General features: G+C 38.7%; 23 protein-coding genes and 9 tRNA genes. 20 read left to right on the top strand and 12 right to left on the bottom strand.

What is annotated here, in order from left to right; genetic code table 11:
* Positions 1–17: 17 nt before the first annotated feature.
* The 10 genes from ALLST_RS0108735 (at position 18) to ALLST_RS0108690 (ending at position 11,094) form a co-directional block, all read left to right on the top strand.
* Entirely contained in the window at positions 18–605 is a 588-nt protein-coding gene (locus ALLST_RS0108735; RefSeq protein WP_019893799.1) for a hypothetical protein, read from the top strand.
* Positions 605–1,003, top strand: a complete 399-nt coding sequence (locus ALLST_RS0108730) for a PTS sugar transporter subunit IIA domain-containing protein (RefSeq protein ID WP_019893798.1) — start codon at positions 605–607, stop codon at positions 1,001–1,003. The genes ALLST_RS0108735 and ALLST_RS0108730 overlap by 1 nt, the downstream gene beginning before the upstream one ends.
* A 381-nt stretch (positions 1,004–1,384) precedes the next feature.
* The gene (locus ALLST_RS0108725; RefSeq protein ID WP_019893797.1) at positions 1,385–2,458 is read left to right on the top strand and encodes a glycosyltransferase family 4 protein; all 1,074 of its coding nucleotides are present in this window, start codon (positions 1,385–1,387) and stop codon (positions 2,456–2,458) included.
* Positions 2,445–3,491 carry a lysylphosphatidylglycerol synthase transmembrane domain-containing protein gene (locus tag ALLST_RS0108720; protein ID WP_019893796.1) on the top strand — a complete coding sequence of 349 codons (1,047 nt, stop codon included), beginning with the start codon at positions 2,445–2,447 and terminating at the stop codon, positions 3,489–3,491. The genes ALLST_RS0108725 and ALLST_RS0108720 overlap by 14 nt, the downstream gene beginning before the upstream one ends.
* Before the next feature lie 231 nt (positions 3,492–3,722).
* Positions 3,723–5,687: a glycosyltransferase gene (locus tag ALLST_RS0108715; RefSeq protein ID WP_019893795.1), complete on the top strand. Its 1,965-nt coding sequence runs from the start codon at positions 3,723–3,725 to the stop codon at positions 5,685–5,687.
* Positions 5,684–6,652: a 3'-5' exoribonuclease YhaM family protein gene (locus ALLST_RS0108710; protein ID WP_019893794.1), complete on the top strand. Its 969-nt coding sequence runs from the start codon at positions 5,684–5,686 to the stop codon at positions 6,650–6,652. The genes ALLST_RS0108715 and ALLST_RS0108710 overlap by 4 nt, the downstream gene beginning before the upstream one ends.
* 179 nt (positions 6,653–6,831) lie before the next feature.
* Positions 6,832–8,118 carry a 30S ribosomal protein S12 methylthiotransferase RimO gene (gene rimO / locus ALLST_RS0108705; RefSeq protein WP_019893792.1) on the top strand — a complete coding sequence of 429 codons (1,287 nt, stop codon included), beginning with the start codon at positions 6,832–6,834 and terminating at the stop codon, positions 8,116–8,118.
* Positions 8,119–8,135: 17 nt separating this feature from the next.
* Positions 8,136–8,633: a dCTP deaminase/dUTPase family protein gene (locus ALLST_RS0108700; protein ID WP_019893791.1), complete on the top strand. Its 498-nt coding sequence runs from the start codon at positions 8,136–8,138 to the stop codon at positions 8,631–8,633.
* A gap of 113 nt (positions 8,634–8,746) precedes the next feature.
* Positions 8,747–9,505, top strand: a complete 759-nt coding sequence (locus ALLST_RS0108695; protein WP_019893789.1) for an HAD-IIB family hydrolase — start codon at positions 8,747–8,749, stop codon at positions 9,503–9,505.
* Positions 9,506–9,726: 221 nt separating this feature from the next.
* Entirely contained in the window at positions 9,727–11,094 is a 1,368-nt protein-coding gene (locus ALLST_RS0108690; RefSeq protein WP_019893788.1) for an MATE family efflux transporter, read from the top strand.
* Positions 11,095–11,417: 323 nt separating this feature from the next.
* Here the strand turns inward: ALLST_RS0108690 and ALLST_RS0108680 are convergent.
* From ALLST_RS0108680 to ALLST_RS0108670, 3 genes are all read right to left on the bottom strand, one after another.
* Positions 11,418–11,508 (bottom strand) — tRNA-Ser (locus ALLST_RS0108680).
* A 5-nt stretch (positions 11,509–11,513) separates the two neighbouring features.
* Positions 11,514–11,590, bottom strand: a tRNA-Met gene (locus ALLST_RS0108675).
* 22 nt (positions 11,591–11,612) lie between these two features.
* Positions 11,613–11,689: transfer RNA gene (locus ALLST_RS0108670), tRNA-Pro, on the bottom strand.
* A gap of 299 nt (positions 11,690–11,988) precedes the next feature.
* Here ALLST_RS0108670 and ALLST_RS0108665 point away from each other — a divergent pair.
* Positions 11,989–12,065, top strand: a tRNA-Met gene (locus ALLST_RS0108665).
* A gap of 1 nt (position 12,066) precedes the next feature.
* A tRNA-Phe gene (locus tag ALLST_RS0108660) sits at positions 12,067–12,142 on the top strand.
* Positions 12,143–12,615: 473 nt separating this feature from the next.
* Here the strand turns inward: ALLST_RS0108660 and ALLST_RS0108655 are convergent.
* The 7 genes from ALLST_RS0108655 to ALLST_RS0108615 all read right to left on the bottom strand — a co-directional run bounded on the left by ALLST_RS0108655 (position 12,616) and on the right by ALLST_RS0108615 (position 15,540).
* Complete coding sequence (locus tag ALLST_RS0108655) at positions 12,616–12,873, bottom strand: hypothetical protein (protein ID WP_019893785.1); 258 nt, start codon at positions 12,871–12,873, stop codon at positions 12,616–12,618.
* A 12-nt stretch (positions 12,874–12,885) separates the two neighbouring features.
* Complete coding sequence (locus ALLST_RS0108650; protein ID WP_019893784.1) at positions 12,886–13,266, bottom strand: hypothetical protein; 381 nt, start codon at positions 13,264–13,266, stop codon at positions 12,886–12,888.
* A 478-nt stretch (positions 13,267–13,744) separates the two neighbouring features.
* Entirely contained in the window at positions 13,745–13,978 is a 234-nt protein-coding gene (gene relB, locus ALLST_RS0108645; RefSeq protein WP_019893783.1) for a type II toxin-antitoxin system RelB family antitoxin, read from the bottom strand.
* A 1,233-nt stretch (positions 13,979–15,211) separates the two neighbouring features.
* Positions 15,212–15,288: transfer RNA gene (locus ALLST_RS0108630), tRNA-Ile, on the bottom strand.
* Between the two features lie 3 nt (positions 15,289–15,291).
* Positions 15,292–15,368: transfer RNA gene (locus ALLST_RS0108625), tRNA-Met, on the bottom strand.
* A gap of 15 nt (positions 15,369–15,383) precedes the next feature.
* Positions 15,384–15,460: transfer RNA gene (locus ALLST_RS0108620), tRNA-Pro, on the bottom strand.
* A gap of 3 nt (positions 15,461–15,463) precedes the next feature.
* Positions 15,464–15,540 (bottom strand) — tRNA-Arg (locus tag ALLST_RS0108615).
* Positions 15,541–15,790: 250 nt separating this feature from the next.
* Between ALLST_RS0108615 and ALLST_RS0108610 the strand changes: the two genes are divergently transcribed.
* From ALLST_RS0108610 to ALLST_RS0108575, 8 genes are all read left to right on the top strand, one after another.
* A complete protein-coding gene (locus tag ALLST_RS0108610) occupies positions 15,791–17,185 on the top strand; it encodes a TldD/PmbA family protein (protein ID WP_019893780.1) in 1,395 nt (464 codons plus the stop codon).
* Complete coding sequence (locus ALLST_RS0108605; protein ID WP_019893779.1) at positions 17,178–18,503, top strand: TldD/PmbA family protein; 1,326 nt, start codon at positions 17,178–17,180, stop codon at positions 18,501–18,503. Before ALLST_RS0108610 ends, ALLST_RS0108605 begins: the two co-directional genes overlap by 8 nt.
* Positions 18,503–19,300: an enhanced serine sensitivity protein SseB C-terminal domain-containing protein gene (locus ALLST_RS0108600; protein WP_019893778.1), complete on the top strand. Its 798-nt coding sequence runs from the start codon at positions 18,503–18,505 to the stop codon at positions 19,298–19,300. Before ALLST_RS0108605 ends, ALLST_RS0108600 begins: the two co-directional genes overlap by 1 nt.
* Positions 19,301–19,427: 127 nt before the next feature.
* Positions 19,428–20,804 carry a CCA tRNA nucleotidyltransferase gene (locus ALLST_RS0108595; RefSeq protein ID WP_169336061.1) on the top strand — a complete coding sequence of 459 codons (1,377 nt, stop codon included), beginning with the start codon at positions 19,428–19,430 and terminating at the stop codon, positions 20,802–20,804.
* Positions 20,805–20,830: 26 nt separating this feature from the next.
* Entirely contained in the window at positions 20,831–21,811 is a 981-nt protein-coding gene (gene rmuC / locus ALLST_RS10620; protein WP_019893775.1) for a DNA recombination protein RmuC, read from the top strand.
* Between the two features lie 80 nt (positions 21,812–21,891).
* The gene (locus ALLST_RS0108585; RefSeq protein WP_019893774.1) at positions 21,892–22,461 is read left to right on the top strand and encodes an MnmM family RNA methyltransferase; all 570 of its coding nucleotides are present in this window, start codon (positions 21,892–21,894) and stop codon (positions 22,459–22,461) included.
* Between the two features lie 18 nt (positions 22,462–22,479).
* Positions 22,480–23,136: a glucose-6-phosphate isomerase family protein gene (locus ALLST_RS11160; protein WP_019893773.1), complete on the top strand. Its 657-nt coding sequence runs from the start codon at positions 22,480–22,482 to the stop codon at positions 23,134–23,136.
* A gap of 249 nt (positions 23,137–23,385) precedes the next feature.
* Positions 23,386–24,777 (top strand): MATE family efflux transporter, encoded by a 1,392-nt coding sequence (locus ALLST_RS0108575; protein WP_019893771.1) that lies wholly within the window; start codon positions 23,386–23,388, stop codon positions 24,775–24,777.
* Between the two features lie 44 nt (positions 24,778–24,821).
* Here ALLST_RS0108575 and ALLST_RS10610 read toward each other — a convergent pair whose 3' ends face one another.
* Together ALLST_RS10610 and ALLST_RS0108565 are read right to left on the bottom strand one after the other, a co-directional pair.
* Complete coding sequence (locus ALLST_RS10610; protein WP_019893770.1) at positions 24,822–25,952, bottom strand: transporter associated domain-containing protein; 1,131 nt, start codon at positions 25,950–25,952, stop codon at positions 24,822–24,824.
* A gap of 115 nt (positions 25,953–26,067) precedes the next feature.
* Positions 26,068–26,532 (bottom strand): CBS domain-containing protein, encoded by a 465-nt coding sequence (locus ALLST_RS0108565; protein ID WP_019893768.1) that lies wholly within the window; start codon positions 26,530–26,532, stop codon positions 26,068–26,070.
* Positions 26,533–26,617 lie beyond the last annotated feature (85 nt).

The raw sequence follows: 26,617 nt of genomic DNA, 5'->3' as shown, positions 1-26,617 counted from the left end.
TGAGTATAGGAGGAAGTATGGATATTTTTTATTGGGTGATCGCGCTGATGCTAATCGGGATGGGTGGCTTTGTTGGTTACTCCAACTGGAAAATCTATTTTGCGGCGCGTCAATTGCGTGAACGTTTCTTAAAAACACATGAGAATGCAAAAGTTATTAAAATGAGCATGACTAAAGTATGGATTTATGTCCTTGTTTTACTCGTCGGTTTTGGTGTGGGTGTTTTCCTTCTCATGAGTCCAAATGCAAAAATCACAGGATCCTCTGCATTGGCAAATGGAATGGTCTACATCGGTTTAGGTGTTTTCGCTCTCGCTATGGTAGGAGAAGCACTCATGGATGGCCAAATTATTGCGACTGAGGATGCATTTGTTTTTGAAGATCAATTGATCCGTTTCAAAAACGTGCGTAACGTGGATGTTCAAAAAGGCTTCTTTAAAACAAGTATGTTGTTTTTGACACAGTCTAAAGAAATGCCAGTTGCCAAAAATACAGCCATGAAAATTCAAGAATTGTGGCTAGAATGGAAAAAAGAACGTAAAGAAACTGCACATACATCAAGAAAAGAACGTCGTGCTAAAGCTCGTCAAGAAAGAGGACAATAATGAGAAAACTTGTTCTTTTTGGCGAGGGGAACTTTGGACCCGCTTTGCTGGAAAGTGCATTGACGATTTCGAATGGTCAAGCGGATGCAGATACATTCGCCTTAGATGGAACGGATGTTTTGAAATTTCGCCGGAATTTCGAATCTGTTTGTAATACGGTCTACAACAAAGACTCCTTGTTGTTGCTCAGTGATTTGTCGACGAGCAGTGTTTCGCAAGAAGCTTGGCTCGTTTTGGAAAAAAGAGACTTGTTGAATCGAATGCTCTTCGTTTCTGGTGCAAGTGTACCAACGGTAATGGCGGCATTAGCGTACAAAGATGAAGTAGAAACGGATGAGGAATTAATGAAAGTATTAGGAGCGCAAACGAAATCAAGTTTGATTTTCTTTGGTTCTTAAACGATCAAAAAAATAGATCAAAATGAGATTAACGATATTGTGTAAGTGCAATGTCGTTTTTTTCTCTATTCAAAAAGAGGACAACAAGGAAATGGCTGGGAAGATGAAGTTGGGCACTTCATGCGTGATCTTTAGAGCAGAGTTGTATGTTGAAGGGCGGGAAAATCATTGACTCTTTTTAGAAAATGAATCGAGAATGAAGATCTTATATGAAAATGAACAACAACAAACGAATCATAAAAAGTGCTTACATCTTGATTAAAGAAAATTAAAGGAAATCAAAAATTTGATCATCTTTCAAAAGTGTAAAGAGGCATAGGTTTACCGTGCATAATGAGAATGCTAAAATTGCTCAAAATGAAGGGTGTGGAGGGATAAACGATGAATCCAAAAGAAAAATATAAGATTGCAATGTTTTCGAGTGCTGGTGCCGTCGCCGGTCAAGGTGTAGGAAGCGCTTATGAAGAACAAGTGAATCTGATTCAAACCGGAGCATCGGATTTATTCGAGGTGACTATTAATAAATGGGCTTCTGATCCAGATATTCAACATTTCCATACAATTGATCCAGGCTTCATGTTGCGAATGAAAAGAAAAAATTCGGTTAACATTGCTTACTGTCATTTTTTACCGGAGACTGTGACGGAATCTTTAAAATTTCCTAAACCACTTTTACCGGTGATCAATAAATATATCATTGATTTTTACAATCTTGCGGACCAACTCGTCGTTGTTAATCCATCTTTTATAGATGAATTAGTGAAATATGGCATCGATCGCGATAAAATTACGTATATACCAAACTTTGTTTCCAAAGAAAAATTTCATCCATTAGGAAAAACAGTACGAAATGAATGGCGAGATCGTTATGAAATTGATCGAGATGCATTTGTTGTTTTAGGGTGTGGCCAAGTTCAGACGCGAAAAGGCGTTCAAGATTTTGTCAAAACAGCAACCATGTTGCCGCATATTCAATTTGTTTGGGCAGGAGGATTCTCCTTTGGTCCAATGACAGAAGGATATGATGAATTAAAAGCGATTATGGAAAACCCACCTAAAAATGTGACCTTTACAGGAATTGTAGATCGCGAGGATATGGTGAATATTTATAACATGGCAGATGTTTTATTTATTCCATCGTTTAACGAACTATTCCCGATGACGATTTTAGAAGCGATTAATTTCAATATTCCGCTCGTTTGTCGCAATCTGGATTTATATCAAGATATTTTGTTTGATAGCTATCAAACTGGCGAAAATAATGACGACTTTGCCCATATTATTCAAATGTTAATGGACGATACGCAAAATTATAAATATTGGAGTAAAAAAAGCGAACAGCTTTCCAACTTCTATTCAAAAGAACATGTTTTGGACATGTGGAAAAAGTTTTACGTTGAATCTTGGGAAAAGAAGTTTAAAGACGTAAAGGAAATAGACGATGCAGTCGAGTAAAAAGAAATATGTTTTAAATATTCTCGTTATTTTAGCGATCACCGCTATTGCCATGTACTTCTCGTTAAAAGATAACTTTGTCGCCATTGTTGATGCAATCCAATCAATGCCATTTCGATCATTGATTTTAATTGTTTCTTGGGGATTATTGATCAATGTTGTAGTTGGCGTCGCTTATTTTTTATTAGGAAAACAATATAAAAAAGGATATTCTCCACTAGGGGGCATTATTGTCGCATTTGTAGGAACGTTCTTTGCCGGGGTGACTCCTTCTTCAACTGGGGGTCAGTTTGGACAAGTATATGTACTGAAAAAGCAAGGCGTTTCCTATAGTGATGGTCTGAGCTTATTATGGGCGGATTTCATTATTTATCAAACGACAATGATGATTTATGTCACCATTTTATTTGTGTTGCGATTTACGCAATATGTCGACTTAAACGCTTGGGTTTGGCTTGTTGCAGTAGGTTATCTCGTGAATGTTGTTGTAATTTTAGCGTTATATACGATGGCATTATGTCCAAATCTGTATATATGGCTATCGGAAAAATGCGTTAAAATTTTAGGGAAACTCCATATCATTGCCAACCCAGAACAACAAGTGACCATTTGGAGTGAAAAAGTTCGTGGCTTCACCCATGAAATTAAACGCTTATCGCATAACTGGAAATTAATTATCCAGGTTGCTTTGGTCAATGTTGTCCGTTTAACGTTATATTTTTCGCTTCCTTTTGTGGTCAGTCGAGCATTGGGAATTGCTTTGCCTTGGAATAAATTGATTGACACAATCGCTTTAGCTTCTTTTGTAACGATGGCCAATGCATTTATTCCTTTACCGGGAGCAAGCGGAGGAACAGAGATGTTCTTCGCAATGCTGTTTACCGCCATGTTAGATCCATTGACGGGTGCAGTATTATTATTATGGCGACTTTCTTCGTATTACTTGCCAGTTATGACCGGAGCGCTAGTCTTCCTTTTATTCAAAAATAGTGAAGATCGCAAAAAGAAGATTGTCCAATCACAAATTGACTAATTAGAAAATGAAGAGTCTAGCCTGCCTGTTTTGTGCTCTTTACTTTAGCACGATCATGGGCAGGTTTTCTTATTGAGAAAAGCGGTTGTGTTGAAAAATAGAGCAAGATCAGCCAAACTACATCTAAAGATGGACGAATAAAAGATCAAACAATAAGGGAAAATCCCGAATTATTTCTATAAATATTCCCGTTCTCAATCAAAATAGAACGACTAGATAAGGAGAAAGAGCATGCGAGTTGGATTAGTTACAGACACCTATCTTCCAGATATCAATGGCGTAGTTAGCTCGACAGTCACTTTGCAGAATGCTTTAACCAAAGCAGGACATGAAGTATTTGTGATTACGAATCATGCCGGAGTGAATGTTGAATTTCAAGATCATATTTTGCGTTTTCCGGGTATTCAAATTAAAAGCTTTTACGGCTACAAAGTTTCATCCCCTATTAATATCCGGACGAAATCTTATATTGAAGCGATGCATCTCGATGTGATGCACTTACAGACGAATTTTGGTGTCGGCATTTATTGCCAACATCTTGCCCATAATCTTGGTATTCCTTTAGTGAATACGTATCATACGATGTTTACGGACTACACCCATTACATTAACCCAAGAGGATATGCGGGAATTGAAAAAGTATCCGTTGATGCGATCAAAGCCGCAAGTCGTACGGTTTGTAATAATACGCAAGCTGTTATTGCTCCAAGCCAAAAAACGAAAGAAGCGTTGCTTGATTATGGCGTGTTGGCGCCGATTTATGTTGTGCCAACGGGGTTGGATTTAGATAAATTTACCGAAGTGAACCTCGAAGATCCACGTCTTCAAGACATTCGCAATCGCGTTACAACCGATCCACAAGCGACTATTTTAGTTTTCATCGGCCGCTTAGCGAAAGAAAAATCGCTAGATATGCCAATTCAGGCGATGGCCATAAGCAAAGATCCACATTTACACTTAGCCGTTGTGGGGGCCGGACCGGATGAAGACTATTATCGAGATTTAGTGACCTCTTTACATGTGGAAGATCGCGTTCACTTTTTAGGGAAAGCAGCACCGGCTGACATTGCTTATTTTTATAGTGCTTTTGATGCTTTTGTTTCGGCTTCTTTATCCGAAACGCAAGGAATGACCTATTTAGAAGCGATGGCCTGTGGCAAGATGGTCTTCGGGCGTCGGGATGAAGTATTAGAAGAATTGCTTTTCGAAGGGGAAACGGGATTCTATTTTGATTCAGCAGAAGAATTGTTAGAAAAGGTTGAGCAATTTAAAGCTTTATCGATGGAACAAAAAGAACAATGCCAACAAAAATGTCGCGAAAAGATTTTACCGTTCACCGCAGAAACATTTGCGTATGCTGTAGAGCGTGTGTACGCTCAAGCGATTGATGATTATTCAAAAACCTATGAAGTTGAAAAAATCTCATTTGCGGGCGATTTTGCGTTTTTATCGTTAGATGTCGATTCTTCAAAAGAGCCTGTGAAAATCATCATGCCTTTAGATGATTTCTTTGAATGGAAAATTGCTGTTCATACGAAACTAGATGTCTATATGGTTAAGAGTTATTTAGACTTATATAGTTTCTATTGGTGTATGTATCGGGTGATGCAGCGCTTGGTTAATCGCGATATGACGCGTCGCCAAGTCGTTGACTATTGCATTCGCAAACTAGAAGCGCCAGCAATGGTCGCCAATCAAGTAGCCGATGAACTAGAAGCCTCCAATCGGATTAATGATCGTCAATATGCGATGGATAAAGCAGACTATTATCAATCGGTGGGCTATTCCAAACGCCAAGTGGAAAAGAAATTATATAATGCTGGAATTTCTCTAGAATATATTCATGAAGCTTGTGAAGAATTAAGTCCGGAAAGAGAATTGGTGAATGCTAAACAAATGGCTAAACGCCTGGCAAAATCACTAAAAGCGCAATCTGTACGTCGTCAGCGCCAGATGATTATGTCGAAACTCGTATTGAATGGCTATACACCAGATGAGGCAAGAGAAGCAGCCGAAGAATTAGAATTTACAGAAGATCACGATCAAACAGAATTGCTTCGCGCCTATAAAAAAGCACGCCGTATGTATGGCGGCAAAGATCCAGAAACCCAGAAGATGAAAATTCGGACGTATTGTTTACGGCAAGGGTTTAGTCGTGATGAAATTGATGAACTCATGGAAAGTGAGACGCTATGATACAAGATTTACAACAAGAAGGAAAAGTCGTACTGCCTTGTTTGATTACAAAATCAGATGTGGGTAGAACGGCCAAAAACGCACCGTATATCTCTTTGATTTTGGAAGATTGTACGGGGAGTTTAGATGCAAAATATTGGAATGTCAGCGAAGAAGAAGCCAAACTTTGGAAAGTGGGCATGATCGTCGAAGCAAGCGGCGATTTAATTCGCTATCGCAACGCTTGGCAACTTCGCGTTCGCTCGCTCAAACAAATCGAGGGCAATCCAATCGACTATGTGCGCAATGCACCAATTGAACATGAAAAACTCAAACGCGATGTCTATGAACTGATTGCACATATGACTAATCCGGTGATCAAAGATGTCGTGAAAGAGTTGATTGCCATGAATGAAGAACAATATTTTACATACCCAGCAGCGGTACGTAACCATCATAATTTTCCAGGTGGTTTAGCTTGGCATTCTTTTTCTATGGCCCAATTGGCTCTCTCTGTTTTAAAACAATATGAATGGCTCGATTACGACTTGTTGATCGGGGGAATTCTCATTCACGATATTGCGAAAGTTGCTGAATATTCCGATCCAATTTTGCCTGAATATACTGTTCAAGGAAATTTACTTGGCCATATTTCGATGGCGAGCAATTTGATTGACCGCGTAGCTGTCGCTCTTGATGTGGAAAATAGTGAAGAAGTGATGTTGTTAAAACATATGGTTCTTTCCCATCACGGCAAATATGACTACGGATCTCCGGTTTTACCGATGATTGCGGAAGCAGAAGTCCTTACATTGTTGGATAATCTTGATTCACGACTATTTATGATTCACGAAACGCTCAATGAAACAGCGCCAGGGACAATGGGACCTAAACAATTTGCGCTAGATGGACGCATGTTTTATCGCAAGACGTGGGAAGATCGAGAAAATCAGCCGATCAAAAAGAATCTTGAAACCAATCAATAGAAAATGATTGAGTTACATGAGAAGAACAAAATGAAAAAAAGGGGATGTTTACGCATGGTGACGTCCCTTTTTGCGTGGTTTTGTATAATATAGTTCAATGGAAAGCTCGTTCCATAAACAAGCAAAAAACCAATACAAGCTATGTATTATCGAATAAATTGTAAATAAGGAGAACGAAAATGAAAGTAGGATTTGTATCACTAGGATGCTCCAAAAACCTCGTCGACTCAGAAGAAATCATGGGCATGCTCAAAGCAGCAGGTCACGTTTTAGTAGGCGATCCTCGTAAAGCGGAAGCGATCATCATCAATACGTGCGGATTCATCAATCCCGCTAAAGAAGAAAGTATTTCAACCATTTTTGAAATGACACGTTATGCGCAAAAGATCATCGTTGTTGGCTGTTTAGCGCAACGCTATGAACAAGAATTGCGCGAACAAATTCCAGAAATTAGCGCAGTTGTGCCCATTCGCGATTACGATAAATTGCCACAGATTTTAAAAGAATTATTAGAACAAGATCAAGTTGTTCCTTACTGCAAAGCGGATCGCACAGTTTCCGGCAATCCATGGAGCGCTTATGTCAAAATCAGTGATGGCTGTTCTAACCATTGTGCCTTCTGCGCAATTCCGCTCATTCGTGGCGAACAAGTCAGCAAGACTATCGAAGACGTAAAAGAAGAAGTGCAATTTTTAGCCGATAAAGGAGCGGTAGAAATTACTTTAATCGCTCAAGATACGACAAAATTTGGCTTGGACAATTATGGTCAACTCAAAATGGCCGAATTACTTCGAGCATTAGAAGACGTTGAAAACGTGCATTGGATTCGTCTTTTATACATGTATCCAGATGAAATCGAACCAGAATTGTTGCAGGCGATGAAAGAAAGCACAAAAGTTGTGCCTTATTTCGACATTCCAATGCAACATGCCAACAATCGTTTACTCAAGAAAATGAATCGTCGTGGAACAAAAGAAGATGTTTTAGCGCTCACGAAAACAATTCGAGAAATGTTCCCGCAATCCGTTTTAAGAACAACGATTATCGTTGGGTTCCCAACAGAAACAGATGAAGACTTTGAAGAATTGATCGACTTTATTCAAGAAGTACGTTGGGATCGTTTAGGTGCGTTTGTGTTCTCACAAGAAGAAGACACTCCAGCCGCAAATTTAGAAATGGATGTCGATGAACAAGTGGCTCAAGCACGTTTGGATCGATTAATGAGTATTCAAAAACAAATTAGCTTAGAAAACAATAAACAACGAATTGGTTCGACTTTAGAAGTGTTGGTCGAAGAAAAAGAAGCGTTTGCGAATCGTTATCACGGTCGCTCCTTTGGGGATGCACCGGATGATGTAGATGGCGCAGTCATCTTTACGAGTGAAAAGCCAATTGAATTAGGAACATTTGTCAATGTGAAAATTACCGATGCAACACAATACGATTTAATCGGGATTTGCGAATAAGAAAAGGAGCCTAAAACATGAAATTATATTGGGCAAAAATCAAAGAAAATGCCATCGTGCCCTCACGTCGCCTCGAAGATGCGGGGTATGATTTATATCCTTGTTTTGAAGAAGATGCACTGGAAATTCCACCATTACATACAGTGATTGTCCCAACCGGGATTGCGAGTGCCTTTGATCCAGAATATGTCATGGTGATCAAAGAAAGAGGCAGTACAGGGGTTAAAGGAATGTCCGTTCGCGCCGGAGTGATGGATTCGGGATATCGTGGCGAATATTTAATTCCGATCACAAACGTGAATGATAAACCTTTAAAAATCATCAAAAAAGAAGCGCTCGAGCAATTGAGTGAAGAACAAAAAGCGCAATTCATCGCGTATCCATATGAAAAGGCATGCGCTCAAGGGGTGCTGTTGAGAATGCCGCAACTTGAAGAAGAAGAAATTTCTTATGAACAGCTCAAAGCGATCTCTTCCTTACGTGGTGAGGGTCGTTTAGGCAGTTCGAACAAATAGTTCGATTTGTCAAAAATGAAAACGTGAGCAACTGTAGCTCTTTGAAAATACTGGAAACGAAAAGTAGATCGACAATAACAGTGGAAATGAAAATTGGATGGAGAACAGAACGAATGATTATTTTTGGAACGGATTTTGATGGGACATTATATTTTCACGATCGCGAAGAACAGATTCAATCAGTAGATGTTGAAGCAATTAAAAACTTCCAAAAGACAGGAAACTTATTTGGATTAGTCACTGGTCGGGGAACGGCGATGTGGAAAGATGTGGAAGTGAAGTTAAAGGATAAAGTCCAATTTGATTTTAGAATTCACTCCAATGGAGCTTGTATTCTAGATCGCAATGGAAATGCCTTGTTTAAACAATATATTCCTGAAGATGTTTTTCGGACGGCTTTTGAACATGGAAAACATCTTGAATTAGTTTTCCATGCTGAAAAAGAGCTGTATGTCCTGAATGTTGGCGAATTTGATGATTTTGAAGGTGTGCGTTGCATTCATTCGATTGATGAAATGGAAGCAGATGAAGTATTTGAAATTTCATTTCGCGCGGATAACCCGAAAGGACAACAATATTTAGAATATTTACGGACAGTTCCAGGTTTGGAAATTGCTGCCAATGCCGAGTTTGTAGATGTTATGGCTAAAGGAATGACCAAAGGTTTTGGTGTAAAGAAAATGTTAGAACTGACGCATCAAAGCGGCATGACTTGTGCAATTGGGGATTCCTATAATGATCAGTCAATGTTAGAACAGACGGATTTGTCGTTTACTTTTCCGACTTCTCCACAAGTGGTTCAAAATAGTGCTGATCGTATTGTTGAGAACATTGCGCAAGCATTAGACTACGTGATCCAAACGCAAAATTAAGATAAGAAAATGTCACATTACTTTTTGGTGTGACATTTTTTTATGGGGAATTCGCTTTTTGAAGCTTCTGTAAAATCGGTTGACTCTTCAAATTAAAGCGATAAAATCGAACGAGGCCTCAATCCGATCAGAAAAATTTGGGTGGATTGAGCTGAAAAAATTCATGACTCTTCGTTAAAGCGTAGGAGATTCTCGAAGAAGAAGTGACGAAGGGAGATAGAATGGAACAAACAAAACAAATGACGGGCAATAAAATGGAATCAATGCCCATTCGCCAATTGGTATTATCGATGTCGATTCCGATTGCGATTTCAATGTTAATTCAGGCGCTATATAACTTTGTGGATAGTGTCTTTGTAGCCAACTACTCCGACCAAGCATTACTTGCGGTATCACTTTGTTATCCAATTCAAACGATTATCGTTGCATTTGCGGTCGGAACGGCAGCAGGCTTTAATACGGTACTTTCGCGAAGCTTAGGTGCAAAACAAAAACAAAAAGCAGACCAAATTGTTTTACATGGCTTGTTTTTATCTATTGTGAATGGACTTGTGTTCGCTTTGCTTGGCTGGTTTGGCTCGGAATGGTTTATGGGCTTATTTACACAATCGGCCCAAGTTATTGCTCAAGGAGTGATTTATTTGCGCGTTTGTACACTAATGTGCACGTGCGTCTTTATCCAAATCACATATGAGCGAATTTTACAAGCAGCGGGCGATGCAATGGGTAATATGATCATGCAAGGTGTTGGGGCTTTGATAAATATTATTCTTGATCCGATCTTCATTTATGGTTGGTTTGGCTTTCCAGCGATGGGGATTTTAGGTGCAGCGGTTGCAACAGTAACCGGACAAGTTATCGCAATGCTCACGGGCATCTGGATTGTGCAAAAGAAAATTCATATTTTCGACATTCACCCGACACAATTTAAATTGTCGCCCCACTTAATCAAAGAAATTTATCAAGTAGGAATTCCGGCAATTTTGATGCAGTCGATTATGAGCTTTATGTCTTTAGCGATGAATGCCGTATTGGGTGTTTTTAGTGAAGTCGCTATTTCGGCATTCAATGTCGTTTCTAAACTGCAGCAGATTGTCTATATGATCGTTTCTGGTATCACCAACGCACTAATCCCGATTACGGCATATAACTATGGTGCAGCTAATAAACAACGTGTATTGGATGGAATTCGCTTTTCGTTACTCATTGCGACAGTAGTGGCAGCATGTGGAACAGTTTTATTTGAATTGTTCGCTTCGCAATTTTTGACTTTGTTTGGTCACGATGCAAACATGCTTGCGATTGCGACGCCAGCGTTACGAATTGTGAGCTTAAGTATGATTTTTGCGGCGATCACGATGGTGCTTTGTGCAGCTTATCAAGCAGCAGGAAAACCCAAAGATTCTTTAGTCATCACTTTGATTCGCCAAATTATCTTGTTATTACCTTTAGTCTGGGTATTTGCGATGACGTTTGGCATTCAACAATGTTGGTGGGCTTATCTCGTTGCGGAAGGGGCAGGACTTGCTTATGCGCTTGTGCATTGGAGAAAGCTTCAAAACAACTTACCAGATAAAACAAAAGCCTAAAACTAGATTTAATCCCTTGGAGAACTGTTTGAAAAACAAATGGTGATTCAAGGGCTTTTTTAATTTGGTGACAATAAATCATGCGATTGAAATAACGTGCAAATTACGCCTTTTTACGCGCGAAAACGAATAGTCTTGTTTGGGTTTGAATTAGAGAAGAAATGAAGGGGAAAAGGCTAAAAAAGGCACAATCATCGAATTGAACGGAATGTGTTTGTTTAATGGTGAATATAAAGGTGGATTTTGCATGAATAAGGTGAAAAGCAAAAAAGAGAATAAAAGAAAAACGCCATGATCGATGATCATGACGTGGATCTTTATAGTGGCGGAGAAGCAGGGATTCGAACCCTGGCGCCGCTTGCACGACCTACCGGTTTTCAAGACCGGACCCTTCAACCACTTGGGTACTTCTCCATATTTGGTGGCTAGGGTGAGACTCGAACTCACGACCTTCCGGGTATGAACCGGATGCTCTAGCCAACTAAGCTACCTAGCCAAATATATTAGAAAGATTGAAATGGTCGGGATGACAGGATTTGAACCTGCGACCCCTTGCACCCCATGCAAGTGCACTACCAAGCTGTGCTACATCCCGATGTGCAATTTGTTCCTAATGCATGAAAGATTATAACAAACACTTTCAAAAAAACAATACAAAAATAAAAACAATTTTCTTGAAGGGATGAACGACATAAAAATAGAATCAAAACCCTGGTCTTAGGGATGTTAAAAAAGGGTGAAAGAAAAATAAAATCAATGTTTGACATTCTGCAAAGATTTGTTATTATAACGAGGCAAGTTCCAAGAACAATTCATCGATAAACGGGCTGATGAAAAAAAGTGAAATTAACACTTGCACTTGTTCAAAGGATCTGTTAATATAAACAAGAACATCGCGGGATAGAGCAGTCTGGTAGCTCGTCGGGCTCATAACCCGGAGGTCGTTGGTTCAAATCCTTCTCCCGCAACCATGGTCTCTTAGCTCAGTAGGTAGAGCAAAGGACTGAAAATCCTTGTGTCGTTGGTTCGATTCCGACAGAGACCACCATTGGTAAATAATGACGAAGTAGTTAACCTAGTTGCTACTTCGTCTTTTTTTTGTATAAATCCAGTTGGAGGGTGCGGAATTCCACTTTCTTTAGAGGGGGAGAGTGACCGATCTTCTATCTTTATGATTTTATTTATTTTTGTATAGTGGCAGGTGATGTCTCTCCAATACCATAAGCGAAATGTCTATCAGACCCAAAGACCTTTTTTCTTTAAATGGCGGTACTTATTAGGATTAAAAGTTGGGAATCCAAGCTGTTAGTACGACTGGGCGGTTACAGGTTCATTACCTTTAGATGCTTGGTAATTGACGAAAAAATTATCAGGAAAGCAAAACGTTTTATAAAAATGAAAAAAAGCATATATGAATTCTATAGAGTTCCAATTTCCCTAAGATGTCATATATGCTCTGTTTAAAAAATGCTAGATCGAATTTCAATAAAAATCAAGAATCTTTATGTTATTGGTTCGCCTTTATTCGTTGGATTGCTCGATCTGTTTTCCTGGAATGTAGGTGTACTCTCCAGATTTGATCGGCGAAATAAATTTTTTAACAAACTGATTGGAAATTAACTTGTCGATTTCGTGTCCTTCTGTTTGATTGAGATCAATATCAACAATGTCTAAATCATAGTCTTCGATTTCGGATTCGTTGATTGGAGAATGGAAAGTTTTTGTGCCGTTTAAGTCATAGAATAAGTAGTAATGATAAATTGGTTTGCTGTAATCCAAGATATCGCCAAACTATACTTCTTTTTTCTCTTTTTCGTCGAAAAAACAATTTTCCCAAATGAATTTCTTCTTCTTTTTATGATAGTTAGATTCGAAATCATAAATACGGCGTTTTTCGTATCCAAAATGTTCTTTGTGTATGCAGGTAGGCTGGATGATGGACAAGAGAACATCTTTTTGGCGATAGTATTCTTCTTTCTTTAAATTGAATTTTTCTATGTTGCTGTATTTATCGTACGCAAAACGGTTGCTTCTAAAATAGTCTCTGTACTCACTGGCCTTGTCACGATGGTTCTTTGCTCTTTTGTTTGAACTGTATAGGCAGTTGATTAACATTTCTTCTGTGATAATTTTGTTTTTTAGGTTTTTGATGTATTGAGGAGGCGTTTTCATAAAAAGTGCCTTTCTTTGAACAACTTGTACGACTAGTAATCTTTAAAATGGAAGACTGATCCAAGCGACTCTAGTTGTTCGTTGATTACATTCGTATATATTTGTATGCATGTATCTTGGAAAGGTTTTAATCTTTAGTGGAAAACTGCCTCTTCATCCTCTACAGAATTAATATTGTCTGGGTGGCAATCGTTTGTAGATTGCTTTTAGGGGATTTGTTGATAAATGTCTTTTTGGTGGGCGGGTTTAATTGTTTCGACTATGAATACATCGTTTTGAATGTCGACAAATAGTCGATAATCTCCAGTGCGATACCTCTAAAATCCTTTAAGATTACCACTCAACGTTTTGCCATGTATTCTTGGATCTATACAATTAACTAGGTTCTTTTTGATCCGATGGATGATCAATTTTGAACTGATTTTATCCATCTTTTCGAGATTTCTTATTGCTTGATGCGACAGTTTAATTTGAAATATTAAATTCCCAGCTCCGTGCGAACTTCTTCAAGAGTATATGATTTTCCGTTTATGCTTTCTTCTTTGGCCTGCAACAATTCCGTGGCAAAAGTTTCGGATATTTCCAATTCGTCTTCAATTCGATCTAAGACCGTTTCGCGAATAAATTCAGACAGACTTAAGTTATTCATTGCTACATAATCGTGGATAAGTTTTGCATCTTCGTCGGTTATTTTCAAAGAAATTGTTTTCATAATGCTCCTCCTTAGAGCAGGTATTACCTATAATACCGTTTTTAGGCAGCTGGTCCTTTTTGTTAAAAAGATTTTGCTGGAAGAAAAAGGAATGATAAAAGCAAAAAAAATACAGAGTGATCGAGAGTTGAGAATTTGTTCTGGGGAAAATTTTTTCTTCATAGTGAGTACCTCCTGGCAGTCAATCTGTATGCAGAATCAGAATTGCACCCGAGGAAACTCAAGAAAAGAAGACCAGCACAATGCCACTAAAGCATGAACACTGTTAAATAGTGTCCATTAAAATGGGTCAATTTAAGTTAAGTGTCCACGCATGTGGGTCTCTCTTGTTATTTTATCCATTTTTATTGGTGTAATTTAATTTTATAATAAACACAGAAAAAAGCCTAAAACGTAATATTAAAGAATAGAATAAAAAGAAATCGTCCTATCTAATAGATGATTGAGTTTTTTGCTTGATATATAATTAAAGCAAGAAAGGAGCAGTTATGAAGCACTTACCTAAAAAACTAAGTATTATGTTTTTTTGTGATCGTAGCGATATGGTGCTATTCTTCAGGTAATTTAGAATTAAAGGAAATAAATTCAATTGAAGAGTTGGAAAGCATAAACAATGGATTGATTAGGGTGTGAGCCACGTCGTTCACTAACTTGTTTCAGAGCTGTTTATACGAAAGTTGGATAAATAATTATGGAAAAGAAATGGCTAATCTTCTTAAGAATACTGTTCGTTTCGTTTTGGATAAGCGCAAATTTCTTGGGAAGTAATTCGACTTATGTGCTAGCTATTGGATCGGTTATATATTTTTCCGTAGAAGCGTTCGTCCTTTTAAAAAAAGAATCCATTAGTCCGTTCATTATTCTAGATATCATTATTATTATTTTATCTGTAGTGGTTATACTTACAAAGAGGCCTATTCTAAGTCTAATATTAGGCTTATAGCTAAATTATAAAGGAAGTTATCACGATCAATGTCATTCAGTTAAGTCTGCTTGACATTCAGAAATTTTTATAGCTGGTTGTGTTATCGCTCCAAAAAGTGGAAATACAACCAGCTTCTTCCTTTTATCTTCCTGCTACCTCAAAAGACTATGCCTTGAACATCAAAATCTTAGCTTATTGACGATCTGAATTTCAAAAAGCGTTTTTTTGTCTGCTGCATCAGGAATAATAGATATAGAAAAGAGAAAATAAAAAAAGTCCCGGATGATCCGGGATTATTTGTGTTCTTTTGGTGGACCCTGCAGGACTCGAACCTGCGACCAACCGGTTATGAGCCGGCAGCTCTGACCAACTGCGCTAAGGGTCCAAATGGTGGCGGGAGTGAGACTCGAACTCACGACCTTCCGGGTATGAACCGGATGCTCTAGCCAACTAAGCTATCCAGCCAAAAGAAACAAAAAATGGTCGGGACGACAGGATTCGAACCTGCGACCCCCTGGTCCCAAACCAGGTGCACTACCAAGCTGTGCTACGTCCCGACATGGCGCGCCCTGCAGGAGTCGAACCCACAACCTTCTGATCCGTAGTCAGACGCTCTATCCAATTGAGCTAAGGGCGCATTTGAATTTTTTTCTTTGCCAACCGCCTTGCCGCGATTGCCTGTTTATAATATTCAGAAACGGAGAAAAAAGCAAGCGAAAATTTAAATTTTTTTGAAGAAATTTTGCTGATTTTTTAAAATGACGATACCTATCGCTTTTTTAGCTTTAAAAATTTTTCAAAAAATTGATCTAAGAATAAGCAAGACGCTAAACTATGGCATCAATCTGCCATTTGATATAATAAAAAAGCTAGATTGGAGGCACAAGATGTTAAAGAAAACCCAACTTGAAATGTTATTAACACTCGCAATGCAGTCCAATGCAGACTTTGCGGAAATTTTTGAAGAAGAAGCACACAGTGAACGCTTTTCACTGGTGAACGAAAATGTTGAAGACGTAAATCGAACAGTCCGGGCAGGAGCTGGAATTCGTCTTTATCAAGGAACTTCTTCTGTTTATGGATATACAAATGAAATGGACATGGATTCTTTAGAAGCGATTGTTCATGATTTAGCAGATGCATTAGGAAAAAAAGAAACAGGAACTACTGTTGTTTTAAACGAAAGAGAAGTGGTCCCTAATATTTCTCCTATTGTCGACAACCCACAACAAGCCAGCGATACAGTGAAGATCAATCTTTTGCATGATTGTGTAAAAGGTGCGATGGAGTATGACGAACGTGTTTTTAAAGTCAATGCCGTATTAAGCTCGATTGTCCAAGATGTACAAATCGCAAACTCAGAAGGCTTGTTCAAAGCGGACACACGAATTCGCACGCGCATGGGCGTTAGTGCGTATGCGAAAGAAGGCGATAATGTCCAATCAGGATTTACCGGTCCAGGAGCAAGTGCGGGCTTAGAATATTTCTCTGGACAAAATGAACCACTCAAAATTGGTCAAGAAGCTGCCCGTATTGCTTGTGTTTTATTAAAAGCGAAAAAAGCACCAAGTGGCGTAATGCCAGTCATTATCGATAATGGCTTTGGCGGAGTGGTTTTCCATGAAGCATGTGGTCACTCTTTAGAAGCAACCGGTGTAGCCAAACATCTGTCTGTATTCTCAGAGAAGAAAGGCCAACAAATTGCATCCCCAAAAGTCAATGCGGTCGATGATGGAACATTGCCAGGTCAATGGGGAAGCCAAAACATGGATGATGAGGGAAACCCACAACAACGCCGTCTATTAATTAAAGATGGGGTATTAACGCAATATATGGTCGATCGCCTCAATGGTCGTCGTATGAATGAAAGATCAACAGGTTCAGCTCGTCGTGAATCGTATAAATATGAACCAACAAGCCGAATGTCGAATACATATTTACTTCCAGGAACAGATAAACGAGAAGATATGTTTAAAGATATTAAATTTGGTTTATATTGCCGTTCAATGGGCGGAGGTTCAGTGAACCCAAACACTGGGGAATTTAACTTTGGCGTGAATGAAGGATATTTAATCGAAGATGGGCAAGTAACTGATCCTGTTATTGGAGCAATGCTCATTGGTAGTGGCGCTGAAATTTTGAAAAATATCGACATGGTGAGTGATGATCTCGCATTAGCGCAAGGCATGTGTGGTTCAGTGTCTGGATCGATTCCGACGAATATAGGTCAGCCAACTATTCGTGTTTCTTCGATTACAGTAGGAGGAACGGATAATGAATAAACAAAAATGGATGCAAGTTGCCTTGGATTTAGGCATGGAAGGATTAGAAATCACAACGGCACGTACCGTTTCGCGAGAACTGACTTGGTTTGAAGGAAAAATGGATACGTTTGTGAATTCCAAAATCCTCTATACGTCTTTTCGGGCATTAGTGGAAGGCAAGATCGTTTCCGTTTCACTGGAAAAAGTTGATGATGACAAAATGATCGAAACGCTCACGCAACTTCGTGATACGGCACAATATGTTTCAGATTCAGAAAAAGATATTTTTGTCGGAGTCATGGAAACAACAGAAGAACATTCCAATAAAGTATGGATTGAACCAGAAGCATCCGCTATTCAAGCGTTTTTAGCCGATTTAGAACAACGTTTATTGGCGGCTGATCCGCGCGTCAAGATGGTCAATCAATTAGGTTTTGAAAGTGTTCGAAATGAAAGTGAATTAACCAATTCGCTGGGTGTTCAAGTACAAGATGGATATCAAATGCAAGCTGTCGTAGCGGATATTACGATGGTTGAAGGGGAAGATTTACGAGATGGCTATCTCGTTCGTCCTGTTTATGATTTAGCAAGTTTTGATGTTGAAGGCTTTGTACAACAACTAATTGATAAAGTCGCCAGCACATTAAATGCTAAATCTTGTACGGCAAGAACTTGTCCAGTCATTTTCGAAAAAGAAGCGATGTCGACTTTATTGTCTTGCTTTGCGGGAATGTTTAGTGGGGATTTGATTTTTAAAGGAATTTCCCCGATTGCGACTCGTTTGAATGAAAAAGTATTCTCCGACAAGATCACAATGATTGATGATCCTCGAAATTTAGATGCGATTCATATGCAAAATTATGATGACGAAGGTCACCCAACTTATAAGAAAACACTCATTGATCAAGGTGTTTTCAAAACAATTTTGCATAATACTCGTTCAGCAATTAAAATGAATGCCGAATCGACAGGAAACGGCTTTAAAAGTGGCGCGGGAGCAACAGGAGTTTCTCCAATGAATTTATATATTCAACAAGGAGAGGCATCCTTTGATGATTTACTTAAAAAGATGGATAACGGTGTTGTCATTACTGATTTACAAGGAATGCATGCGGGAGTCGACTTTGTGAGTGGCAACTTCTCTTTACAAGCAAAAGGTTATCTCGTTCAAGAGGGTAAAAAAGTTCGACCTTTAACATTGATTACTGTTGCCGGCAACTTTTTAGAACTGCTCAATGATGTGCAAGCAGTGGGAGATGATTTAGAGTGGCAATTACGCTCCATCACAAGTCCATCGATTTTGTTTAATAAAGCCGCAATTGGAGGAAATGAATAATGGATTTCAACTTCAATAATGAAATCCTTCGCGAGGCACTTGAACGCCTGCGTGAAGATAATCGGGACGAAAATTTAATCAAGGTGGCATCGCTTTTAGTAGATACTAAAATTATGATTCCAGCAAAATGGGACAAAGAACCAGAAGTAGATGAAAAGGGGCAATTACACTTTGAACCAGATACAAAAGTGATGCCAATGGTTGTCACAAATGAAAATGGTTTAAAATTATTCCCTTTCTTTACTAGCGTAGAAGAAATGAAAAAACTCTATGGCGAAAAAGGTGTAAACTGCATCGTATTAGGAATGGTGCAATACATGCCTTTATTAATGAGCGCTAAAGAAGAAATTTACGGCATTGTGATCGACCCAAAAGGTGTCGATATGCCATTCCCAACAGATCTTTTGATGGAATTTGCTCAAAAAGTACGTTCGAATCTGAAACCTATTTTAAAATCCGAAAAAGAAAAACTTCTTTTACAAGATCCAAAAGGAAATTTACAAGATTTAGAAGCAGCACTCATTTCTTATGGTTTCCATGAACCAGCGATCCAAGCGTTATATTTAAAAGAACGTTTAGAACTGAATCATCCTGAAGACCAACCAGAAAACGCCAAAGCAAACTGGTTTATCATTGTAGATGTTGCAGAACGAGATACAGGCGTTTTCCAACGCATCTCTGATGTCGTTCGTCCGCTTGCACAAGGTCGTGACATTGAATTCACGTTTGCGGATACGGAAATTGGGGAAAATGTCAAAAAGACAACAATGCCAATTTATACAAAGATGTTTAACTAAGTTTGACATTCAATAAGAACAAGAAAAAAATACGGGTAGGAAAAACTCCTGCCCTTTTTTGCTCTCAAAGCAAGAGGTTCACGCTACAATAGAAAAATACAAACACGCTAAGGAGGACAAGATGCACATGAACAATCATTCAATTTCGAATCCAAACATCGACTTGCCTATTTTTGAATCGTCCTGTCCTATTGGCGTGAAAATAGTCATTGAAAAACTCAAACAAGCCGGCTTTAAAGCGTATTTAGTTGGCGGTTGTGTTCGCGACTTGTTATTGAAGCGAATTCCTCATGATTTTGATGTCACAACCAACGCGACCCCCAATGAAGTTTTGGATTTATTTGCGCATGCCATTCCAACCGGAATCGCCCATGGCACGATTACGGTTATCGAACAAGGAGAACAAATTGAAGTTACGACGTTTAGAAGTGAAGGACAATATCAAGATCATCGCCATCCTGATTTTGTCCAATTTGTAAATGACGTCAAAGAAGATTTAGCTAGACGCGACTTTACGATCAATGCGATGGCTTGGGATGCGCAAGAAGGTTTAATTGACCCCTTTAAAGGTCAACACGATTTACAAGAAGGAATCGTGCGCGCCGTGCGTGATCCTTTTGAACGCATGAGTGAAGATGCATTGCGAATGTTTCGCGCATTTCGCTTTGCCGGGCGTTATCAATTTGAAATAGAGGCGAAAACTAAACAAGCAATCGATACCCTCTATCCCCTTGCCCAAAACGTTGCAGTTGAGCGTATCGTGTCAGAAGTGGAAGAAATTTTAGCCAATTCGCCACAAATTCTCGATCAGATGACATTACTTTTGCAGCCGTGGATTCCGCAATTAGATGTTTGTTTACATACGCAACAAAACTCCATTTATCACTATACGGATGTCTTGCATCACACTTTAGATGCTTTATCAGCGCTACAAAATAAAGAACCGGTATGTTTATGGGCATTGTTGTTACATGATTTAGGAAAACCAAAAGTGAAACAAACGTATAACGGGAAGGATCATTTCAAAAAGCATGAAAGAGAATCTGTTAAAATTGCTCAAGAAGTTACGCAAAAATTAAAACTACCTAAAAAGATGAGTAACGAAATTTTCAAACTCATCGCCTTGCACGATACTTTTCTAAAACCAACACCGCAAAGCTTTTATTGGTTACATGTAGATAAAGATTTGAATGCAGAAGAAACGAAGCATCTTTTTGCGATTCAATACGGGGACATTATGGCGCATTCTCAACATGATCGTCTTAAAGCCCTAGAAAGTTATGCCCGCTATGATCAATCACGCCAAGGCATTTTGCCTATGCGTACGAAAGATTTATTGGTCAATGGCAATGATCTGAAAAAAGAATTCGGTCTACAAGGAAAAGAGATTGGGATAATTTTGGAACAGTTATTATATGAAGTTGTCATGCAAGATCGAAATATGAATCGCCAAGAACAATTAGCCTTAGTGCAAGTGATGCTCCAAGGCAGAAAAAATCAATAATTTTGGTAAAAAGAAAGGAGATCAATATGGAGAACATGAGTTGGATTTTGATGATTTTAGTGATCTTATTATTGATCGTCATCGTCTTTGGCATCTATTTAGTGATGCGCCAACAAAGTCATTTGACAAAAAAACTCGCACAAGAAAATGAAATGGCTCGCGTCAATTTTGAAACGATGAAAGAGCTCAATTTTAGAATCGAAAAAATGCAAACACAAACGGGACTTTCCCTGGAAAATTCCCGTCAACTCACCACGCAAATCCAAGCGATTACCCAAGTGATGACCAATGCGAAACGACGTGGAAACTTTGGTGAATATCAGCTCGAAAGTATTATTCGTACCTACTTAGGAGATTCCCCACATATTTATGCAACGCAATATCACTTAAAAAACGGCAAGATTAGTGATGGCGCTTTTCATTTACCGGGCAGTGATCAAGTATTGTGTATCGACTCTAAATTCCCTATGGAAAACTACACAAAGATGGTCGAAGAACCAGGACACGCGGATCAATATGAAAGAGAATTGCGACGCAATATCAAAAAACATATTGTTGATGTAGCGTCTAAATATATCAACGAAGAAACGATTGATGTGGCCATTTTGTTTATCCCTAATGAAGGCGTCTTTTCATGGCTTTGTTCAAAAGGTTCAGACTTGATGGATTTTGCGATCCAACAACACGTCATGCTCGTATCGCCAACGACACTAGCGGGAGTTGTCTTTACACTTTTGGCTTCGACTCGAAATTTCTATCGAGCTAAAAACCTGGAACAAATCGAAAAACAACTGGAAGTATTAGAGCTCCAAGCAGATGCGATTTGCGAACAAGCCGAAAAAACAGGACGAACTTTAACTAGTCTGGAAAAACAAAATGAAGAATTATCTAAACTCGCAAAACGATTGCGCATGACGATTGGTCGCTTGGCGTTCCCGGATGCGAGTGAAGAAGAAAACGATTATGACTTTGGTTTTATTGTCCAAAAGGATCAAAAGTCAGAATAAAAAAATGTTCATCCTAACGGCACGAACTTTATCAAAAGAGTAAACTAAGATTGCACAAGCAGACTAGAAAGGAGACATTCATGCAAGCAATGACCCAACTTGCACATGACTTTCTCAAGCCGATCCTTCATTCCCAAGCGATTTGTGTAGATGGGACATTAGGACGCGGGCGCGACACCCTCTTTTTTATCGAACAAAATGTGGGTAGGGTGTTCTATTATGAAATTCAATCCGACCTTTTTGAGCAATTTCAAAACAAACTCAATCAACAAATTGCACTTAAATCTCAAAAAGTCCCCCACGTGATTGGATATTGTCATTCCCACGATAGGATCGAACACGATCTTAGCGCTTATCAGGGTCAAATCGATGCTATGATTTTCAACTATGGTTTTGATCCAAAAACTTTAAGTGGAATTGCCACACAAGCAAACTCTTCTTTGCGAGCGCTAGAACAAAGTGTTAGGTTGTTGCGCAAAAAAGGGCGAATTGCTTTGGTATTTTATCCTCATCCAGAAGGCCAACAAGAAAAAGAGGTCTTGATGGATTGGCTACAGGAACAAACCAACCTTCACGTATTAGAAATGCGACATCCATTTAAATCGAATTCTCCAAGTTTAGTTTGCCTTGAAAAAATAAGTAATGAATAATGATTTGAGATGATAAAGATGAATGAGAATAATTACTTTTCTTCAATAGCTGAGTTAAAAGCAGAGCTAATTTCACAATGGAACAATCGCTTGCGTAAAAGTGCAGCGCCCAAAACGACAATCCGTTATAAAGATACGGACTATTTCAAACGACAAGATCCAGATATGAACCCGGACACGATTATTTATGAACACATCATGCGAAAAACGATTAGTGATCAGGGTGAATTGACTTGGGGTCAAGTCAAAATTTATCCTGGCCAGATCAAGGATCAATATTTTTGCACAAAAGGACACTTTCATATTAATGAGGAAACTGAAGAATACTTGTTATGTATGAAAGGTGAAGGCCTCATCATGTATTGCTCGAAACAAGGCGAATGTTGGTGTGACGAACTACATGAAGGTTCGTTTTATCGCATTCCCCCAATGATGGCTTGTCGCGTGATTAACATCAGTGATGAACCATTGATGTTATCGCTATGTTTACCGGGAAAAGAAGGATTTAAATTAGATTGTGGAAAACTACGACTTTTCCCTTGTCATGTATATGATGATGATGGCGAAATTGCAATGTTGGTGGATTTAGAAGAAAAACCAAACCGCCCAAGCGATTTTAGTCCTGAAGAATGTTTACGCCTACTCAATGCGAATACAGAAAAAGCTTCATGTTGAGGATAAGTTCCCTTTTAGTGGACACTCGTAATAACTCAATCGAGATGTCACTAAAAGGGGATTTTTTATTGCGATCTTAAAAGATCTTGTCCGAAACAGTGTGAGATTTACAAGAATATTTTAGATTGGCTTTAAACAATCAATTGCGAATGATTGGAATTTAGCTTATTTTAACTTCACAACACGGATTTTAGGCAGTTAAGTCTAAATTCATGTATGACGAATTGAACTAAAAAAAGGAGGCATAAAATGGAACAAACTAGACAAGACAATCCACTAGGATACGAGAAAATTTCGAAACTGCTCTTTCGTTTCTCTTTGCCCTCTATTGTGGCGATGTTGGTCAGTTCACTTTATAACATCGTGGACCAGATTTTTATTGGCCAGGGACTTGGTTATTTAGGAAATGGGGCAACAACGGTCGCATTCCCTTTTACGACAATTGGTTTAGCAATTGCTTTGTTACTTGGAGTAGGTTCAGCTGCCAATTACTCTTTGCTTTTAGGAGAAGGGAAACAAGAAGAAGCGGCCAAAACGGTCGGCGCTGGCTTAACGTTTATGCTCGTTGCGGGACTGATTTATCTTGTTCTTGCTGAACTTTTGATGCCTCTTTTATTACCGGCATTTGGCGCAACGGCAGAAAATTATCAATATGCTCATGACTATTCGCAAATCATTTTAATCGGCATGCCATTTTTGATTTTATCCAATGGCTTATCACAACTCGCGCGTGCGGATGGCGCACCAACGTTTTCAATGATGAGCATGATCGTAGGGGCAATTGTCAATTGTATTCTCGATCCGCTATTTATTTTTGTTTTTCACTGGGGAATGGCAGGAGCAGCATGGGCAACCATTATCGGACAAATGGCAACTCTTGTTGTGTGTCTATTCTATATTCCTCGCTTTAAACAAATTCACTTAGAAAAGCATCACTATCAGATGCATTTTCATTATCTAAAACGAATTGCAGCAGTTGGAGCGGCCAACTCGTTAAACCAAGTCACCATTTTGTTTGTTCAAATCGTTTTGAATAACTTATTCAAGTATTATGGAGCAATGTCGATTTATGGGGCGAATATTCCGATTGCGGCTTCGGGAGTGGCATTTAAATTAAATGGTTTATATATTTCTGCTGTAGTTGGTTTAGGACAAGGGACCCAACCGATCATTGGTTTTAACTATGGAGCGCGACAATATGATCGGGTTAAACGATGTGTGCTTTTAGCAATGTCGTCAGTTGTTGTATTGGGAACACTCGTAATGTTGTTATTTCAGTTTTTCCCTGTCCAACTCATTGAGTTATTTGGTCAAGGTGACGAGTTGTATATTCAATTTGGCGTCTTGATGTTACGTGTCAATATGGCTTGTATTTGCATTCAAGGAATTCAAGGGCTGTCCTCGAACTTCTTTTCTGCAATTGGCCAAGCAGGAAAAGGGGCTTTTTTATCCATGACACGTACAATCATCTTCTTTATGCCTTTGGTTTTCGTTTTACCGTTATTTTTAGGCATTGAAGGAATGCTTCTTTCGCAACCGATTGCGGATTTCTTATCTGTTGTCGTTTCCATTTTCTTTATTCGACGCGCATTTAAAAAGATGGATGCCAAGAAACAAGAAATACAAAAAGAATTAGCTTAAAACTAAATAAAAAGGCGAATCGCAAAAAGGATTCGCCTTTTTATTTAGTGGGGTTCGTTTGGGTTAGGGATTGGTTCATCGATTTTATGAACAAGGGCTTGGCGTATGCGATGTCCGGCAATTCGTTTAATTTGAATCATTAAGTGATCGATTTGAACTTCTAATTGTGTACCATCTTCAGGAATATACCCCATTGAACCGATGACATAGCCCGAGAAGGTTTCAAAGTCATCTAATTCTAAATTCATATTTAATGCTTTGGAGACATCTTTTAAATTGGCTTCACCACTAATGCGCCATAAACCGCGAGGGAGTTTGACAATATCTGCTTGGCGTTTTTCTTCTTCTTCGGATAATTCTCCTAATAACTCTTCAATGATGTCGTGTAAGGTAACAAGGCCGACAACACCACCATATTCATCTAAAACGATTGCGATGTATTTTTTGCGACTTTTCATGATGCGCAATAATTCATCGGCGGTTGTGTTTTCAGCCGCAAACAAAGGTTTGTCGACACATTCATCGAGGATTTGTTTTTTGCCAAATCCAGGCATCCTAAAGTAATCACGCGTATCGAGAAAGCCAATGACATCATCATCACTTTCATTTGTTACGGGATAGAACGTATGACGATGAGCAAGAATTGTCTTTTTCCATTTTGAAGGTTCATCTTTTAAAGAAAGAATGACCATATCCGAGCGGTGTGTACAAATTTCACCAAGGGTTGTTTCGCCAAGATCGAGGGCATTTTCGATTACTTCGAGTTGTTCTTCATTTTCACTAATCGTTTCGGATAACAGTTCTAATTCTTCGGTAGGTTGCTCAATTGAATCTTGCATCCAAAAGAAGAAGATCTTCAAAATTGAATGAAAACGGGACATTGTTGTTTCACTTGGCGATTGTTTAAACAAGGGCAATAAAAGTAAGCGAACTAGTTCAAGACAGAAAAATAGAATGAGGATTTGCCAAATTTTCAAATTAGGCAAAGTGATCCAGTTCCACCAAGTAGAAGGCAGAATGCTTGCTAGCGCAAGAGCGGCAAGCCATTGCAGCAATTGCGCAACATAGAGGGCGATGGCTTTAGTCTTCTTTTTGGCAAATTTCCAAATCTGCCAGACATAAAGATCGAAACCGATCAATAAAGCAGTTAAACCATAAAATAGAAAATCATGCATATGTAGACCTTTCACATTAAAGTATTTGAATTCATTTTGTTCATCATATCAAGCAATAAAAAACTCGCAACTCACCAGTCGCGAGTAAAAATTCTTTTGTTTAGTGATCCAAGAATTATCCGTTTAGCGATTGTCTTGACATCGCGTCGAGCGGTTTTGAAGAAGTTGTCACAAGTTTTGGACTGGAATTTCCGAAATGACGTAATAAAGATTGACGAGTTACGATGCCAATAAATTTATTGCGATCATCGACAACAGGGACATAGTTTTGATGGAAAGATGTTTCTAATAATTCCTCTAATGAAACATCGATATTCACTGCTGGCATAAAACCTTCACGGATTAATTGTTTGACTTGAGTATTTTCTAACAAAGCGGGATCGTTTCCGTTTTGTAAAATAAACCACAAGAAATCACCTTCGGTGACACTTCCCATATAACATCCTGCGTGATCGATTACAGGAACTGCCGTAAAGCCGTGTTTTTTCATAGCGTTCAGGGCATCTAAAAGGGAAAGTGAAGAATAATAGAATTGTAGGTCTTTTTTAAATTTCAAGAAAAATACAACATTTTGGTTCATAGAATAACCTCTTACTTTATGGTTCTATTGTAAAAAAAGAATATGAATAAATCGTCAATAGTTTATGGGAATTTAACTGTATTGC

The organism is Allobaculum stercoricanis DSM 13633, assembly GCF_000384195.1.
GTDB classification, from domain to species: Bacteria; Bacillota_I; Bacilli_A; order Erysipelotrichales; family Erysipelotrichaceae; genus Allobaculum; species Allobaculum stercoricanis.
The sequence above is the reverse complement of the archived record's forward strand: the minus strand, read 5'-3'. Positions and strand labels throughout refer to the sequence as shown.